We start from the raw sequence: 17,166 nt of genomic DNA on the forward strand, positions 1-17,166 counted from the left end.
AACAAAGTTTTTATAATAGTTAGTTAGATAAAACTATATATTTAGTGAGGATGAAATTTATGACCCAAGAGATTGAACTGGTAGAATCCATTGATAAAATAAGTGGATTAATTGAAAAATTAAAATCAGAAATTCTTACTGGGGATTTAAAAGAATATACACTGCGACAACTTTATTATATTGAATTAATTAATAAATACGAAAATATAAGCATCTCTGAAATATCTAGAATGTTAGAAGTCAAAAAATCAACTGTGTCTATCGCTATTAACCATTTGATAGAACAGGGGATAGTAATTAAGGTCCAGTCAACCACAGATAAACGCTTTTATTTCCTCAAATTAACACCAAAAGGGAAAAATATAATTAAAATACATATGCAAGTTCATAAAAATGCAATTAAACGTATTTTAGAAATTTTAAATAAAGAAGAAGTTGATAAATTCATTAAAATTGTAAACAAACTCACCACATCAGGATTATAATTTTTTTTTCAAATATGTAGTTAGTTTTATAAAACTAATTATATGAAAAAATAGGTATTTCATAAAGAATTGAGTTCATAGAAAAAAACATTCCAAGGAGGTTTTATTATAAAACAAATGAACAAAGATCGTTTTCATTCGAAAACTATGGCAAAAACGTACGACAAGATGTGTAACTTACTTGTACCAGGATATGATTTCATGCAGGATACACTAATAAATATCCTAAAATTTGAAAACATGGCCAAAATTGTTCTTTTAGATTTAGGTGCCGGAAGTGGTATTTTAATTGAAAAAGTATTAAAAGAATTTCCTGATTCAGTCTGCTATTATTTAGATTTTTCTGATGATTTTATATCTGTCGCAGAGGAAAAATTGGAGAAATATGAGAATAGAGTGATCTTCATCAAGTCTGATTTTTGCAGTAACTGGGAATCAAAGATTAAAGAAAAGCCCAACGTGATTACATCCATGTCTGCAATCCATCACCTCTCTAACATGAATAAAAAGCAGTTGTACTCAAATTGCTATAATATCCTAAAAGAAGATGGTTGGTTCTTCAATATCGACGAAATGAAAACCATACACAGAGATGCCTACGAGAAAAGTCTATATTACTGGATTTATCATGTTGAAAATCAAAAAAATCTAATTTCAAATGATGAAATGGATTTTTATTTTAAATGGATGGATCAATACGAGAATTGGAAAACCCGAAATGTGGATAATATCCATTTACCTAAAAAGGAAGGTGATGACCTGCATGAATCATTTTTATTGCAATTAAACTGGCTTAAAGAAATTGGTTTTAAAGAAACTGATGTATTTTCAAAACATTTCTTGTGGTGCCTGATAGGTGGAAAAAAACCTGCAACAACGTCTAATAACACCATATAGTCTAGGCCGGTTAAAATCATAATCCCGGTATTAACTTTTCTGATTTTTACTTAGATAATTTTCCAACTGCATCAACACGTTTAATGGGTTCACCATGCGCAAGGCATATCCATTCAAAATCATAATCAGCAATTTTTTCAATAGATTCTTCTAAAATAGTTTCATTCCAATTCATATGGGATTCCATGGGTTTTAACTGTCCTTTGGAATTCCTGATAAGATCTCCTGCAAACAAAACATTTTTATAAATTAGACAAACGTGCCCCGGAGTATGTCCTGGAGTTGGAATCACCTCAACATCGTTAATTTTTTGATTTTCCGGAAAAGATGTTATATTTTCTGGTTTTTTTACTCTCATAAAGAAGGATATGATTTTTTTAAGTCCAGGGCGGCTTTTATCACCATAAATATAGGGAATATCTTCTTTTGATGCCCATACATGAGCCCCCGTCTCTTTTTCAAGAAAAACAAGGTTTCCAATATGATCTAAATCATGATGAGTAATTAAAATATGTTTAATCTCTTTAGCTTTAATGTTCAGAGAATTTAATTCTTTTATAATACCTTTTCCCTGCCCGGGAAGTCCGGTGTCAACCAAAATTTTTTCTTCACCCAATATTAGATAAGCACAGCTCCAGTTTTTTGTTGAATCAAAAACATATACTTCATCATTTATTTTCAAATTATAACGCCTCCCCACTTCTTAAATCATGAAAATTATCGTATTCTTCTAATTCTTTAATACACTCTTCGGCCCATTTAATCAAAGTTTTTAAAGTCATTTTACCCCGTTTAATAGTAAAATGCCAGAAAAGTTCTTCTTTTTTTGGAGATTCCACTGAAAATTCACTGCTACAGATACTAAAATTCTTCTCGATTTCATTCAATTTATTTAAATGATCATTTTTTTGTGAAATAAATCGTTGAAGTTGTTTTAATAATTCTTTTTTTTCCAAATTCGAACCAAAAAATATTCTAAGCATGAATGCATCTCTCTTAACGGAAGATATCTTCTCCGGGGAATCTTTCAACCACTCTAAAAACGCATCCCTACCTTCTCTGGTTATATTGTAGATCCTTTTATCTGGCCTATCTTCCTGTTTTTGAATATTAGAAGATACATACCCCTTATTTTCCAGATCAGACAGTTCCCTATAAATTTGACTAAGACTAGCAGCCCAAACCTGGGAAATAGATGTATCAAAGACTTTTTTTAAATTGTAACCCGTCATAGGGCTGTAAGTTAAAATGCCCAGCATTGCATAAGATAATGACATCAAAATTCCTCCATATGAAAGATACTCATAATATATAACTTGTTATATATAACTTGTTGTATAATATGACATATGTTATATATAAAAATAAAGATTGTGGAGTAGCATATTAAAAAGTGTAAAAATGGAAATATAACCATCATCACAACCAACCAATAACACTGGCTCTGGGGATTATATTTCTCCTAAAAGTATCTTAGCCACTTCCTCTGGCTGAGTAATCATACAGTTGTGTATGGTGTCCAATTCGAAAGTTTTCCAATTATCCTTTTTTGCCCGAGAATCAAGATCTTTACATGCTTTACTACTTATGTCAATAAATTCACTCTTTGTACATCTAATATGAGTTTTGGGAATTTTTTTAAGTGTTTCTTCATCAAAATATAAAGGTTCTGTATAAGGATCAAATGCATCAAGGCCTTGTCGTTGTGCACTGATATTATAATGTTTAAAGTAGTCAAAAAGCGAAAATCCACTTATTGGAAAAAGAGTGTCGATATATACTAATTGATAAATATCTTCAGGGATTTTATTAGCAACACCAGTAATTACCAGACCCCCGTAACTGTGACCTACCAAAATAACTTTTTTAATATCATTTTTTTCAATAAGTTCATATACTTCTAAAATATGATTGGTCAAGGTACTGGTTCTCTCATTAGATAAATTAAGAGAATAAACTGTATGGCTCTTTTCTTTTAATAATGGCACTATTTTATTCCATACATATTTGTTAGAGCTACCACCATGTACTAAAACGTAGTTTGACATAATATAATTCCCAAGTGATAATCATATATCTTTTGTTTATTATTGATTATATTAGATTTTTTTGGGAAATGCCCTATAACTGTCTATATGCAAAGTTCGAATTAAAGATCCCTTATCATTATGGTCCTTTGGGGATTATTATAAAAGCCATTTTTTAGATAAAATTTTTCAGCTGGAATTTTTTTATTAGTTAATAATGTTAAACGAGTATAACCTTCCTTATTGAGATATTCACTCACACAATCGAGAAGTTTAGTTCCCATCCCTTCTCCTTGCCTATCATTAGCAACGAAAAATTCGTCAATAAAGAATTCTTTCCCCATCCACCATGATCTGCTGTGTCCCAAACATGTTCCAACAACTTTAGAAGCTTCACATATCACAAATCCGTCAAAAACAGGATTTTTAACTAGTTCATTTAAATATGTTTTTGTTTGATCTAGAGAAACCCATTCATCATACCATGGGCTTGATGAAAAGACCTGTTTAAACAGAACAGAACATTCATCCAGGTCTTTTAATGCAAATCTGCGGATATTCAATTTGTTATCAGTGAAAATTGGTTTTGAAATATTATTTTCATGATTATGTGGAAAAAAATATTCTAAATGCTCTGAAATAGGACTGTTTGAAAAATGATCTTTAACTAATGTTTTTATAGACATTTATTCCCGCCCCTGAAAGTAAAGTTTTATACTGTGCTTCGAATTACAGTTTAAACTTCATTTGGCAAAGATTTAGGATTTACTTTCAAATATTATGAATAACTGATCCTGTAAAAAATCAAAATTTTCTAAAGGTGAAAATCCAGCACTATCCATTGTTTCAATAAGAGTATTTTTTGATGTATAATGGCCAAATAACCCGGTGAAACTAAATTTTTTCTTTTTATAATCAATAATAGCTATCCTACCATTGTCTTTAAGAATTTTTTTGATATTTTTAAAATATTCAAGTGGTTCTGATAGATGATGGAATACATTTCTTTGAAAAAACAGATCCACACTTTTTCCAGGTAAATTTAAATTATATGGATTAGCCAGTTTAATTTCAATATTTTTTATTCCTTTTTTTTCGATATTATCAGATATAAAATCAAGAAATTCCTTATTTATATCGATGGCATAAACTTTACCTTTTTGTCCCACTTTTTTAGAAAATTCAATGGCAAAGTATCCTCCACCAGTTCCTACATCCCCAACAACCATTCCTTTCTCTATATTAAGTTTTTCTATTATTTTTAATGGTTTATTTTTTGGTGAAGACGCTCTTCTGTTTAACATTCTTAATTTAAACCCTGTTAACATTCAATAATCTCCAATTATTTTTTTTATAGTAATTAGATATTAAAAAGGCGCATTGGTGAGAACTGTGCCCCATGTTACACTTGAACTTGCTTCAGAGGCTGTCAATAACTCATTTTCTCCAATTTGTCCCAATCCTGCCATATTTGCAGCCAGTTTGTGAATATAAGAAAATCCTTCCGTGCCTATTTTTGGGACAACAAAGGCTTTGTATCCTTTATCTTGTAATAAAAATATTAAACTAGCCGTAATATTATCTAATTGACTTTCAATATCATGATAAAATGTTTTGTTCTCCAATATTGATAAGCGTGCTGAGTCCAAATAGGGCAGAGTTATCCCTATGGAAATGGCCCACTGATATTCATTAAGTAACAAACCATATTTTTGAACAGCGAATTTTCAACAGTAGAAAGGTCTGCAACGCCCAGATAATAATCTTCACATTCATTCTCAATGATATTTCTTACCAAATCCTCAAATTGCACATTATTACATCCAATTTTTTATTTAAAATTATAAAATCCCTTCAGTATTTTATAAAACACTTGGAGGCGGTTTTTTTACTTACCAAAGGGATCTATTTTTCATCATTAAGGGATTCCATTATCACTTTAATTCTATCATTCAGAGATTTTATCCTCTTTTTATGAGGAATGAGCTTTTCATTTTTGATATCTTCTAAATAAGAAAGATAATTGTCCATTTCTATTAATGCACTTTCAATGGCCAAATCCCCTCGATCAGAACTGCTTGGTCGATAATTATGTCCAAATAGTTCATAGACGGTTTCTCGTCCAGTATCTGTCAATTCATATCTTCCATCTTCTAATTTGGTTATTAGCTCTTCGGCCACCATTTTTTTCAGCATAGGATATACTGAACCGGGTGATGGGCGTGAAGATGCATGTCTCATTGTTTTTTTAAGATGGTGGTTGTAATGTTTGTCAGCTTTATCATGATGCATCCTAGTCCGGTACATCTCTTGGTGATGTTCTTCTATAGAGTCCATTATTTCTACACCATTTTTAGGGCCGTGACTCAAAACATGGAGTATCCATATCCTTAAACCACCTAACTTGTGCAATTTATCCATCCTTTCATGAAGATTCTTCCAGTTATTCAGTGTATTTCGCCAATTATTCCACATTGGAACAAGTTCTCCTATATCGTGTGTTTGATACAATATCGTTAATTTGATATTCAAAATATTTTTAAAAATATTTTTTTAGTTATTACAAATTTATTGATAGATATTGAATATAAGAATATCGATTAATTGATATCGACTACTTGATATTTCAGTAAAGTATCTTATAAAGATTTCGGTTGATATCCATCTCTGAAAAAAATAGAAACAATAATTTGTATAAATCAAGCAAAATATTAATTAATAATATTATAAATCTTTTTTATTTCTTCAAACAGGTTATTGTCTTTTACTGAATAGATACGTTCCAATAATAATCATCACCACGTCAAAAGAACATATAATCAATAGATCAATATGAATTGGCATTATAGTTTGCCATCCATTTATCATAACCCCCCGAAGAGCATCCACCCCATAAGTCAGGGGGTTGATATAAAAGGCCCATTTTATCCATGAAGGTAAATTGTTGATTGGGAATAGCGCACCACTTAAAAAAAACATTGGCATATTTACAAATGTCACAATAGTTCCAAAACTTTCCAAACTAGTTATGAGACTAGCAATTATCAATCCAATACAAGTCAAACCTACTGTAATTAATATCATTAAAGGAAGTGCTAAACTTATTGAATACAACGTTAAAGGGACACCTATAATAATTCCCAACACAATCACGATTAATCCTTGTATAAGAGCAGCAGAACCTACCCCAAACATCTTTCCTACGAAAATAGAAACCCTACTAATTGGTGCCACCAAAATTTCCTTCATAAAACCAAACTGCCGATCCCATATCACAGATATACCCAGAAATATAGCTGTAAAAAGAAGTGTTTGGGCAATAATACCCGGTAAAAGAAATTGCGTATAATTAAAACCAGACTTTGAAAGGGAAAGACCTAACCCCCCACCAAAAATTACGAGCCATAATACTGGTGAGAAAATTGAACTAATTAACCGTGCACGGTCACGAACAAAACGTTTAAGTTCACGCCGCCATAAAGCACTAATACCTCTAAATTCGCTTATTTTATCCTCCTCCTAAGTATAGCTCCCATACCTCTAAGTTCTTTACTACCACCACCATCACGAATTTTTTTACCTGTAAAATGCATGAAAACATCATTTAAATCAGGTTCTCTTATGGAAATATTGTTGATATACACACCAACTGAAACTGCCAACTCAACGATACGTGCCAAGGTAGTATGGGCATTTTTAACACATAAATTAAGTTCATTCTCTGTTTTAAGGATGTTATCAGCAAGTTTAGCGTCTTCAATCTTATTAGATAAAAGATCATTATCACTGGACTCGATAATGATAGTCTCGCCACCCAATTCATCCTTAAGTGTTTTAGGTGTGTCCAAGGCAATGATCTTGCTTTGATCAATAATGGCTATTCTATCACAGAGTTTATCTGCTTCTTCCATGTAATGGGTGGTAAGAATTATAGTTATATTCTCCTGTTCTTTTAAATCTTTTATATAATTCCAGATATACTCTCGACTTTGTGGATCCAACCCGATAGTAGGTTCATCCAAGAATAACACTTTAGGATAATGAATCAAACTCCTCGCTATCTCCAATCGCCTCCTCATACCCCCAGAATAAGTGTTAACATAATTTGAAGAGCGATCTTCTAATTCAACTAATTGCAGTACCTCCTCTATTCTGGAGTGCATCACATCCCGGGGTACATCATACAGATCAGCGTGCATTTCCATGTTTTCCATGCCTGTAAGTCTATCATCAATACTCGGATCCTGGAAGACTATGCCTATCGAACGCCGCACCTTTGATGCTTCTTTCAAGATATCATAGCCTTCCACCAGGGCTGTGCCAGATGAAGGCTTTAAAATAGTACATAACATGGAGATGAATGTACTTTTACCAGCACCATTTGGACCTAGTAATCCAAATATTTCACCCTGATCTACTTCTAAATTTACTTTATTCACTGCTGTGAGGCTTCCGAACTTTTTTGTCAAATTTTTAGTCTCTATCGCTTTCATTTGACTCTCCAACAAATATAAAAATAATTTACTTTTTTTAGAAGATGTTTCTAAAGCTTTTTTTAAAATTTAACTTCTTTTGTATGTTTTATTGCCAATTATTTCCCATTCAAATATTTTATATTTATTAACAATATTATATCTCCCGAATTGAAAATATTTATATAAATTTTTAAAAATTTAAATTAAAAACTGCATATTCAAAGCCCCTTTCTCTCCACCAATCCAAGGAATAGCATTTTTATTAAAAACTTTGAAACCCATCCTTTTATAGAGCCTATAAGCACCTTTATTATCTAAATCCACATCCAGAACTGCCCTTTTAAATCCATGCTTTCTTGCAATTTCTATGGCATTTTTCAAAATAAATGTACCAATACCTTTTCCACGAGCCTCTTCATCAACTGCCACGCAAGCTAAATAAAAATCTTCTTCATTTAAATCTGCCAGAAAATGGCTGTCCCACCATTCCATGATAGTAAATTTTAGTACATCCCATAAATTGAGATTTTCTCGTAAAACCTTAAATTCATCCATTTTTTTAGCTTCATCACCACAAGAATAAACCAAAACACCTTGAACTTCTTTATTATTATCAATAACCACCATGATTCTCTCAAAACTTAACCCATTATTTCCAGCTCGGACTAATTTTTCAATTTTTTTGGCAGCATTTTCCTTATCCCTAAAGAAAAAATCGAAAAGATCAGTATCTGTTTCATAAATCAATTCAGATACTTTTAGAGTGTCATGCCTCATCAAGTTAAGTTTTTGAATTTCCATATGAGTTCATCTCACTCTTTAGTATTATATTATATGTATGTAAAAAATATTATAAGAGATGTTAATCTGGTGATCTAATGGAAAATAGTTGTTATGAGAACTATCCTCTCAAAATGGTGCTTTTATCCAATTTACTCTCTTTATCTATATATATTATTGGTGCTTACATCCTCTTTAATCTCGCAATTATATTCGGGATATTATATCTTATTTATTGCCTTTTCTTGGAAATTAGACTATTGAGAAAGAGTTGTATAGATTGTTATTATTATGGAAAAACTTGTGGTTTTGGTAAAGGCCGTTTGAGTTCCCTATTTTTTAAAAAAGGCGATAATTCCAAATTTCCCCAACAGGAAATAAGTTGGAAGGACATGATCCCAGATTTAATGATTTTTATTTTCCCCTTAGTAGGAGGAGTAATCATTTTGATTTCAAAGTTCTCTTGGATTATTTTATTATTGATTCTAATATTATTGATTTTATCTTCAATAGGTAATGCTATTATAAGAGGTGTTTTTACCTGTAAATATTGTAAACAACATAAATTAGGTTGTCCAGCTGAAAGACTATTTAATAAATAGAGGGATTTTATGAATATCAATTTAAAACCGTATTCTGAAAGTTTAATTAGAGTTTTAGGAGTAATTCTCCTTGTAATTGGATTAATAGGCCTATTTTATGGCCCTTTAGAAATATATTGTTTCTACATGTTCTCTGCAGGGGGCCAGTTCTATTATGATGGCTTCCAGATAGGTTCATTATGGTTTGCCTATTTAACCATCCAAAATGCAGTATATTACATTGTAGCATTTTTCATGATACCCATTGGAATTGGAACTATTAAACTAAAGAATTGGGGCCGTAAACTTTCTTTAAACCTTTTATATATCTGGCTTATTGTGGGTATTAGCCTAACTATCAGTTTCATTACAACAACCCCCCAACTAAGTCAAAAACTTAATTTATTTGTTACTTTGATTATATTCGTATTCATTTGTTTAATGGGAATTATAATCCCATTTATTCTTATCAAAATTTATAACAGCCAGAAAATCAAACATTTATTCAAAAATAAGAGTAACAATTGCATAGATAAAATTTCCCAAGTTATATTATTAGTATGTTGCTTAAATATCCTGTTTATACTGTTTCTTCATACTAGCCCATTGTTCCAGTACATTTTTCCTTTATTCGGGAAAATTATTATTCACCGAGAAGCTGTTCCTTATATAAGTATCTGCGTGGTCTTTTTAGCAATTTTAACATATGGTTACTACAAAAAGTATTTATTAGCATTCTGGGGTTTGATCGTGTACTACGGATTGTTACTGGTTTCCATCATATTAACCTTCAGTAAATACTCCGTTTCTGAGATAATAACACTGTTAAATTATCCCGTTCATGAACAAAATGTTATGATCCCCCTCCTATATTTTGTTACAAACTATACTCTAACTGCGTTTTTAGCGTCATTCATAATTATTACATTATGTTTAATTATTTATTCTAGAAAATCTTTCTATAATAAAAAAATACTAACCTAAATTAGTTTTAATTAACATATAACTACTGTAACGTTAGTTAATTTATAAAAAACAAGGTGGCATTATGTTCCATATGGCAGAAGAAAAGGAGATTTTGGAAGGAAAGATAACTGACATCTACTTTGAACGTACTCTCCAGATTCTAAAAAGTAAAAATATTAACTGTAAAGTCCGTGCTGAGGTTGTTGCGAAGGATTTGCCTAAAAAATGGGAATGGGCTGTTTTAGCAGGTTTAGAAGAAGTATTATATATTCTAAAAGATATTCCTGTAAATGTTAGGGCTATGAAAGAGGGTACTGTTTTCCATCCACATGAAGTGGTGCTGGAGATAGAGGGAAACTATCAGGATTTTTGTGTATTTGAAACTGCTATTTTAGGGATGCTTTGTCAGGCCAGCGGAATCGCAACCAAAGCTGCCCGTTTTAAACAACTGGCCGGAGAAAGAATGGTAATGAGTTTTGGTGCCAGGAGAATGCACCCTGCAATTGCCCCCATGATAGAAAGAAGTGCCTACATAGGTGGGTGTGACGGAGTATCCGTGGTTAAAAGTGGTGAAATAATTGGTGAAGACCCTTTGGGCACCATACCTCATGCTCTAATATTATGCATAGGATCCACTTTAGAATCAATCAAAGCATTTGATGAAATTATTGACCCTGAAGTGAATAGAGTGGCCCTAATTGATACTTTTAATGATGAAAAATTTGAATCATTAAATATAGCTGAAGTTATGGGGAATAAACTGTTTGGTTTACGTTTTGACACTCCTTCTTCTAGAAGAGGTAATTTTTATAGCATACTTCAAGAAGCAAGATGGGAATTAGACTTAAGAGGATACGAAAATGTTCAAATTATAGTTAGTGGAGGTATCCAGGAAGAAGACATTCCCCTGTTAAATCCATTGGTAGATGCTTACGGTATTGGAACTTCTATTAGTAACGCTCCAGTAGTGGATTTTTCCATGGATATAGTGGAAATTAATGGGGAACCTATTGCCAAAAGAGGAAAGCATTCTGGTGCTAAAAATGTTTTAAAATGTTCTGAATGTGGCAATAGTATAATTTTACCTCTTGAAAAAGGATTAGATTATTGTAATTGTGGTGGAACCTATGAAAAACTTATTTATCCTGTTATAGAATATAATAAGATATTAAATGAATTACCTGATCCTGGTAGAATAAGACAATATGTATTAGAGCAAATTGGAAGAAAATAAAAGAGTAAGTGATATTATGATACCTTATGTAATATTGTTTAATGCAATGAGTGTTGATGGTCGTTTAGACTTTTTAGAAACCGAGTCAAGTATTTACTATCTTTATTATGAATTGGCGTCCCAGTGGCAAACTGATGCTGTTTTAATGGGCAGTGAAACCATATTAAAAGGGTTTAATGCCACAAATGGTGAAATTAGAGGTAATGCTAAAGAAGTGAGGGAAAAAAGGGATAAATTCTCTCCAGACAATCGACCACTTCTCGTGGTACCTGATAGCAAAGGTAGAGTAGGTGTTTGGGCCGAAGTATTAGAAATGCCATATATCAAAGAGGTAGTAGTTTTATGTTCTAAATCAACTCCCCCAGAATATACAGATTTCTTAGAAAATAATGAAATAGAATACCTTGTTTCTGGAAAAGATCGTGTAGAGTTAAAGGAAGCACTGGATGAATTGAACAAAAATTATGATGTGGAAAATGTCCGAGTCGATAGTGGAGGTACATTAAATGGTGTTCTTCTTCGTGAGGGTTTGGTTGATGAAATACGCCTCTTAATTAACCCCTGCCTTATCGGAGGAATCACACCAAGTTCAATTTTTCAAGCTTCTGATTTAAAATCTGTAAAAAATGTTATAAATCTTGAATTAATTGAAATAGAAAAGATGAAAGATGATATAGTTCATCTACGATATCAGATAATTAAAAAAGGTTAGTTGATTACATGTGGTTGGAAAAACTTCTTTATGACCCATTAGAACCTTTAATTAGTTCTGAAAATTTTGCTATTGAACATTTTACCAGAAGAGATCTTTTAGATGAAAAAGTATCCTCTTTAACTAATCTTTGGGATTTAGATTCTCCTCAAAAAATCATCCGCAAGCAGCAGGAAGATGGTTCCTGGAAATATCCTGGGGGACATAAACATGTTAGATCATCTGAAAATTATAATCAATTTGAAACTCTCAAACAACTGGGAGAACTGGTAGAGAAATATGGATTTAATAAAAATCACCCCTCAATTGAAAAAGCCGCAAAATTCCTTTTTAAATTTCAAACTGACGAAGGAGATATAAGAGGTATTTACGGAAACCAATACACTCCTACTTATACATCAGCCATTATGGAACTTCTAATTAAAGCCGGATACTATGATGATCCCCATATAAAAAAAGGATTTCAGTGGCTACTTAAAAATCGTCAGGATGATGGTGGCTGGGCCATACCACTTAGAACCATGAAAATAAAATATTCTGACGCCCTTAAACTTCAAGATACTATTAAAAGTGATAATAATAAGCCATTTTCGCATTTAGTTACTGGAATGGTGTTAAGAGCCTTTGCAGCACATCCAAAATATCGTGAATCTGAAGAAGCCATAAATGCAGCAGAATTACTGGTCAGCAGATTATTCCTGTCGGATAAATATCCTGATCGAAAAGATAAAAAATATTGGAAAAGGGTTTCATATCCTTTTTTGTTCACTGATATTATCAGTGCTTTGGATTCATTATCGTTTCTTGGATTCAATAGTGAAAATCATCATATTCAGGAAGGATTAGACTTTTTAAAGGAAAGACAAAACAATGAAGGACTTTTTGATTTGCATATTGTACGGGGAAGCGACAAGGATTTAAAATATTGGATTTGTCTGGCTATCTGTCGATTGTTCAAAAGATATGGTTAATAAATTGAAAAATAATAAGAAAATCAGAGATTCAAATAAGATATATGGGTGGTGATTCCATGAATTCAAAAACAATTAAAAATATCACATTAAAACTCGGGGCGGATCTTTGTGGAATCGCCAGTGTTGAAAGATTTCAAGATGCACCATCTGGATTTAATCCATTAGACATTTATTCCAACTGCAAATCTGTAATAGTTTTCGCCAAGAGAGTTCCAGCAGGTTCTTTATTAACTGAAAACTGTGTGCCATACACTCACGTAAACAACATAGTGACCCAAGAAGTTGATATAATAGGAGTTGAACTATGTCTGGTTTTAGAAGATTCTGGAGTAGAAACTGTTCCAATACCCTCTGATGATCCGTCAGAATACTGGGAAATTGAAAACCAGTATGCCAGAGGTATTTTATCATTGCGACATGCCGGTTATTTAGCGGGTTTGGGCGTTATGGGAAAAAATACACTTCTAATAAATGAAAAATATGGTAATATGATTCAGATAGGGGCAATTTTGGTTGATATCAAGCTGGAAAGTGACTCAATAGCAGATTTTGCTGCTTGCATGGAAAATTGCGGTCTTTGCATAGATAAGTGCCCTCAAAAAGCTTTGAATGGTGAAACAGTTAACCAAAAAAAGTGTAGAATCTTATCGAATTTTGTGACAGAAAGAGGATTTGTTTTAAAGAAATGTAACTTATGTAGAAGTGTATGTCCCAATGTTGTAGGATCAAATGGCAAATAATCCTATTGTAACCAGTATTTATTTATTCAGATTATTATCCAATGATATTAAAGATGGGTATTATGGAATATAATGTTTAGGAATAGGTTATATGGTAAATCTAACATTTATTGACACTGGATCTGAAACTCTGGATTTAATCCAGCCATTATGGGAAAAACTCAATGAACATCACCTGAATCAAAAATCAGATTTCAATGAACATTACGCAAATTTCACTTTCCAGGATCGCAAGGAAGTGCTCTTGAGGAAATCTCATGATGGGGACATGTTCATTAATCTGGCTGAGGATAAAGACTCTGGACTTATATTGGGATACTGTATCACTACTCTATCCTCTGAAAACGGGGGAGAAATTTATTCCATCTATGTTGAAGAAAAATATAGGTCTCTGGGCATTGGTAGCGAGATAATGAAACGTGCTCTGAAATGGATGGATGAAAAAGGTGTGAATACTAAAAAAGTGGTGGTGGGTGTGGGTAACCAGAAAGCAATGTCATTTTATGAAGGTTATGGATTTCATCCCCGGTCAATAACACTTGAACAAACAATTAAACCTAATAAAAGGTAATTTAATATAAATCATTAGGGTTGATTATTCTTGGAGAAAAAAAGTCTCGAACAGTTGTTAAAGGAAAAGTTCGGTCAGGGAACTGAAGAATATGACCAACAACGCAAACATGTTATTCCATGCCTGGAAGATCTTTACCAAATAACAGCTGATTTATCTACAGTCGAAACTTCCCAGCCAAAGATACTTGATTTAGGTGCTGGTACTGGGCTTCTGACCAGCTACCTTTATGAAAGATACCCACAAAGTAGTTTCACCCTCCTGGACTTATCAGAAGAAATGCTGGACATTGCCCGGGCCAGGTTCGAAAATGCACCAAATTTTAGTTATGTGGTGGCAGACTACTTGAAACATGATTTTGAAGGATTTTTTGATATTGTAGTTTCATCCCTTTCCATTCACCACATGGAACACCAAAATAAAGAGGTCCTGTACCACAAAGTGTATGATCACTTGAATCCGGGTGGTATCTTTGTTAATGTCGACCAGGTTCTGGGACCACACCCTGCCAATGAAGAAGAATATCAAAATAATTGGATGGACAAAATAAAGGTGGATTCCCTCTCTGAATCTGAAAAAAGGATCATGTTTGATCGTATGAAACTGGATAATCCTGCCAGTCTGGAAGATAACCTGAAGTGGCTGGATGAAAGTGGTTACCACGATGTGGACGTTTATTATAAATATTATAATTTTGTGGTTATGTTTGGAAGGAAAAAATAATATAATAATAAATATAATCAAATTATAATTTGTTGATGTTTATTATGAATCTCTACGAAAAAATAAAAGAAATCGCAGAAAACGACGGTATTGAATTTGTGGGAGTGGCTGATTTATCCCCTGCACGTGATTTTATCCAGGATTATGCCCAGAATATGTTAGATAAATATCCCAAAGCCATAACATTAGGTATGCGGCTTTTAGATGATGTAGTAAATGAACTACCTCTAAAAAAAGAGAAACCTGTTGCTGTTAATTATTTTCATGCCTATGAACTCACTAATCAACGTTTAGATATAGTATCCTATAAAATTAGCAACTTAATCCAAAAAGAAGGTTATCATGTTCTGCCCATACCTGCGTCCAAACGTTGTGATGATGAACGTATTGCTGCGGAATTTTCTCATAAATTAGCAGCCCATATGGCAGGTATTGGTTGGATAGGCAAAAGTTGTTTATTGATCAATCCGGAAGCCGGTCCTCGTGTTAGATGGATAACAGTTTTGACTGATGCACCTCTAGATGCAACTGGTAGTCCCATGGAAGAATCTTGTGGAGATTGTAATAAGTGTGTGGATATATGTCCCGTGAATGCCTTTAGTGGGCGGTCTTTTAAAATAGATGAACCTCGTGAAGCAAGATATGATGCTCGTAAGTGTGAACAATATTTTAAAGAATTAGAAGAAAAGGGTGAACTACCTGTTTGCGGGCTTTGTATTTATGTCTGTCCCCATGGACAAAAAGGTTGAAATTAAATAGTAAAAATAAAAATAAAATAAAAAAAAGATTTTATAAATCCAATTATTCTTCAGCGTCCATCATTTCACCGTAAATGACTTCTATTTCGCATCCTTTAGGACCGCAGCAGAAGTGTTGTAAGTCTAATTTTATTTGCATTTTTTTCACCTCGTAATTGTTCAACAATATAGTAAAGTTACTTATTGTATTTAAAGTATGTACTATCAATGAGAGTATATACATACAAATAGTATACTAACTATACATTTTGTAACATAATAATGAAAATGAAACTTCAGTAAATAATAAATTATAAATTACGTAGGAATTATTTCAATATTGTGGACTTAAACTAAACAATAATCAATTTATCAGTATCTTGCTGGATCTTAATATTTATCAAAAAAATGAATCTTTATAGTTTCTCTGCTAATGAAAAACTATAAGTTTAGACGGAACAGATATGAATAGAACTGGAGAAGATTCAGTTGTCAGATGTCATTAAAAAACATGCCCATGAAAAGGAGTACAAAGAAAATTCCGCGCTACAAGTGTTACTGCGCAATAAAAATCGGCTTGAAAATTTTGTTGATGCGGTTTTTGCCATAGCCATTACTCTTTTAGTCCTTGATTTAGCAGTTCCAATTTTAAAAGATTCTAATGATGCACTTTTTAGCTTTTTAATGATTACCTGGCCTAAATTTTTAGCATATTTCATAGCCTTTTTTGTTTTAGCTGCTCTTCTCAATAACCATCATCGGCAATTTATAAATATAAAATACGCGGATCAAAAACTTTGGTGGAACAACATGGCATTTCTAGCTTTCATTGTCCTTGTTCCATTTTCAACATCAGTTATCAGCGAATATGGCGATACTTTAATAGGTATAATAATATTTAATTTTAATCTCTTTATTGCAGGTCTGCTTTTATATATAAACTGGGCTATAGTAATGAAACGTAAGTATCTTCTCAGAGAGAACACCACATTTCAAACAACCGAAATAATTAAATATATAAACCTATCCGTACCATTAACCACATTATTGGTAATTGGATTAGCTTTTATTAATCCCAGAATGAGTATATTTGGATATTTATTGATAATAATTTTTTATTTATTTGCTAAACCGTTATTTAATGCTTTAAATCCCTATTAAACTTTTATAAAATTATTGATCATGTTTTTTATAATCCATCAGATACTTACTATTACTAAAAATATTTACATACAAATAGTATACTGAGTACCACGAAACATAC

General features: G+C 32.3%; 22 protein-coding genes. 12 read left to right on the forward strand and 10 right to left on the reverse strand.

All coding sequences use genetic code 11. The annotated features are described in order from the left end of the window. The first annotated feature begins 59 nt into the window (after nt 1-59). Both CIT01_04470 and mraW read left to right on the forward strand, forming a co-directional pair. Complete coding sequence (locus tag CIT01_04470; protein AXV37503.1) at nt 60-485, forward strand: MarR family transcriptional regulator; 426 nt, start codon at nt 60-62, stop codon at nt 483-485. 117 nt (nt 486-602) lie between these two features. Next, the gene (gene mraW / locus CIT01_04475; GenBank protein ID AXV37504.1) at nt 603-1,382 is read left to right on the forward strand and encodes a 16S rRNA (cytosine(1402)-N(4))-methyltransferase; all 780 of its coding nucleotides are present in this window, start codon (nt 603-605) and stop codon (nt 1,380-1,382) included. A gap of 46 nt (nt 1,383-1,428) precedes the next feature. Here the strand turns inward: mraW and CIT01_04480 are convergent, their stop codons facing one another. The 10 genes from CIT01_04480 to CIT01_04525 all read right to left on the reverse strand — a co-directional run bounded on the left by CIT01_04480 (nt 1,429) and on the right by CIT01_04525 (nt 8,685). After that, the gene (locus tag CIT01_04480; GenBank protein AXV37505.1) at nt 1,429-2,064 is read right to left on the reverse strand and encodes a hydrolase; all 636 of its coding nucleotides are present in this window, start codon (nt 2,062-2,064) and stop codon (nt 1,429-1,431) included. Nucleotide 2,065: 1 nt separating this feature from the next. After that, nucleotides 2,066-2,659 (reverse strand): hypothetical protein, encoded by a 594-nt coding sequence (locus CIT01_04485; GenBank protein ID AXV37506.1) that lies wholly within the window; start codon nt 2,657-2,659, stop codon nt 2,066-2,068. A 174-nt stretch (nt 2,660-2,833) separates the two neighbouring features. After that, nucleotides 2,834-3,430, reverse strand: a complete 597-nt coding sequence (locus CIT01_04490; GenBank protein AXV37507.1) for a hypothetical protein — start codon at nt 3,428-3,430, stop codon at nt 2,834-2,836. Between the two features lie 101 nt (nt 3,431-3,531). Next, nucleotides 3,532-4,095: a GNAT family N-acetyltransferase gene (locus tag CIT01_04495; protein ID AXV37508.1), complete on the reverse strand. Its 564-nt coding sequence runs from the start codon at nt 4,093-4,095 to the stop codon at nt 3,532-3,534. 72 nt (nt 4,096-4,167) lie between these two features. Then, nucleotides 4,168-4,737 (reverse strand): methyltransferase type 11, encoded by a 570-nt coding sequence (locus tag CIT01_04500; protein AXV37509.1) that lies wholly within the window; start codon nt 4,735-4,737, stop codon nt 4,168-4,170. 39 nt (nt 4,738-4,776) lie between these two features. Continuing rightward, nucleotides 4,777-5,112, reverse strand: a complete 336-nt coding sequence (locus CIT01_04505) for a hypothetical protein (GenBank protein AXV37510.1) — start codon at nt 5,110-5,112, stop codon at nt 4,777-4,779. 202 nt (nt 5,113-5,314) lie between these two features. Continuing rightward, nucleotides 5,315-5,746, reverse strand: coding sequence for a hypothetical protein (locus CIT01_04510; GenBank protein ID AXV38722.1), 432 nt, complete (start codon nt 5,744-5,746; stop codon nt 5,315-5,317). A 417-nt stretch (nt 5,747-6,163) separates the two neighbouring features. Further along, complete coding sequence (locus CIT01_04515; protein AXV37511.1) at nt 6,164-6,916, reverse strand: daunorubicin ABC transporter permease; 753 nt, start codon at nt 6,914-6,916, stop codon at nt 6,164-6,166. Then, on the reverse strand, nt 6,913-7,902 hold the full coding sequence (locus CIT01_04520; GenBank protein AXV37512.1) for an ABC transporter ATP-binding protein: 990 nt from the start codon (nt 7,900-7,902) through the stop codon (nt 6,913-6,915). The genes CIT01_04515 and CIT01_04520 overlap by 4 nt, the downstream gene beginning before the upstream one ends. A gap of 180 nt (nt 7,903-8,082) precedes the next feature. Continuing rightward, on the reverse strand, nt 8,083-8,685 hold the full coding sequence (locus tag CIT01_04525; protein AXV37513.1) for a GNAT family N-acetyltransferase: 603 nt from the start codon (nt 8,683-8,685) through the stop codon (nt 8,083-8,085). A 77-nt stretch (nt 8,686-8,762) separates the two neighbouring features. On the opposite strand from CIT01_04525, the gene CIT01_04530 reads away from it, so the two are divergent. From CIT01_04530 to CIT01_04575, 10 genes are all read left to right on the forward strand, one after another. Beyond that, nucleotides 8,763-9,266, forward strand: coding sequence for a hypothetical protein (locus tag CIT01_04530; GenBank protein AXV37514.1), 504 nt, complete (start codon nt 8,763-8,765; stop codon nt 9,264-9,266). A gap of 9 nt (nt 9,267-9,275) precedes the next feature. After that, the gene (locus CIT01_04535; GenBank protein AXV37515.1) at nt 9,276-10,229 is read left to right on the forward strand and encodes a hypothetical protein; all 954 of its coding nucleotides are present in this window, start codon (nt 9,276-9,278) and stop codon (nt 10,227-10,229) included. Between the two features lie 64 nt (nt 10,230-10,293). Further along, on the forward strand, nt 10,294-11,445 hold the full coding sequence (locus CIT01_04540; protein ID AXV37516.1) for a nicotinate phosphoribosyltransferase: 1,152 nt from the start codon (nt 10,294-10,296) through the stop codon (nt 11,443-11,445). Between the two features lie 16 nt (nt 11,446-11,461). After that, complete coding sequence (locus tag CIT01_04545) at nt 11,462-12,157, forward strand: hypothetical protein (GenBank protein ID AXV38723.1); 696 nt, start codon at nt 11,462-11,464, stop codon at nt 12,155-12,157. A gap of 8 nt (nt 12,158-12,165) precedes the next feature. Then, nucleotides 12,166-13,128 carry a hypothetical protein gene (locus tag CIT01_04550; GenBank protein AXV37517.1) on the forward strand — a complete coding sequence of 321 codons (963 nt, stop codon included), beginning with the start codon at nt 12,166-12,168 and terminating at the stop codon, nt 13,126-13,128. A 59-nt stretch (nt 13,129-13,187) separates the two neighbouring features. Beyond that, nucleotides 13,188-13,871 carry a (Fe-S)-binding protein gene (locus tag CIT01_04555; GenBank protein AXV37518.1) on the forward strand — a complete coding sequence of 228 codons (684 nt, stop codon included), beginning with the start codon at nt 13,188-13,190 and terminating at the stop codon, nt 13,869-13,871. A 91-nt stretch (nt 13,872-13,962) separates the two neighbouring features. Further along, nucleotides 13,963-14,442 (forward strand): GNAT family N-acetyltransferase, encoded by a 480-nt coding sequence (locus CIT01_04560; protein ID AXV37519.1) that lies wholly within the window; start codon nt 13,963-13,965, stop codon nt 14,440-14,442. A gap of 30 nt (nt 14,443-14,472) precedes the next feature. Beyond that, a complete protein-coding gene (locus CIT01_04565; protein AXV37520.1) occupies nt 14,473-15,165 on the forward strand; it encodes a methyltransferase type 12 in 693 nt (230 codons plus the stop codon). Between the two features lie 44 nt (nt 15,166-15,209). Next, a complete protein-coding gene (locus CIT01_04570; protein AXV37521.1) occupies nt 15,210-15,914 on the forward strand; it encodes a 4Fe-4S ferredoxin in 705 nt (234 codons plus the stop codon). A gap of 456 nt (nt 15,915-16,370) precedes the next feature. Continuing rightward, nucleotides 16,371-17,063: a hypothetical protein gene (locus tag CIT01_04575; protein ID AXV37522.1), complete on the forward strand. Its 693-nt coding sequence runs from the start codon at nt 16,371-16,373 to the stop codon at nt 17,061-17,063. Nucleotides 17,064-17,166 lie beyond the last annotated feature (103 nt).

It is taken from the genome of Methanobacterium sp. BRmetb2 (assembly GCA_003491285.1).
GTDB lineage: Archaea > Methanobacteriota > Methanobacteria > Methanobacteriales > Methanobacteriaceae > UBA117.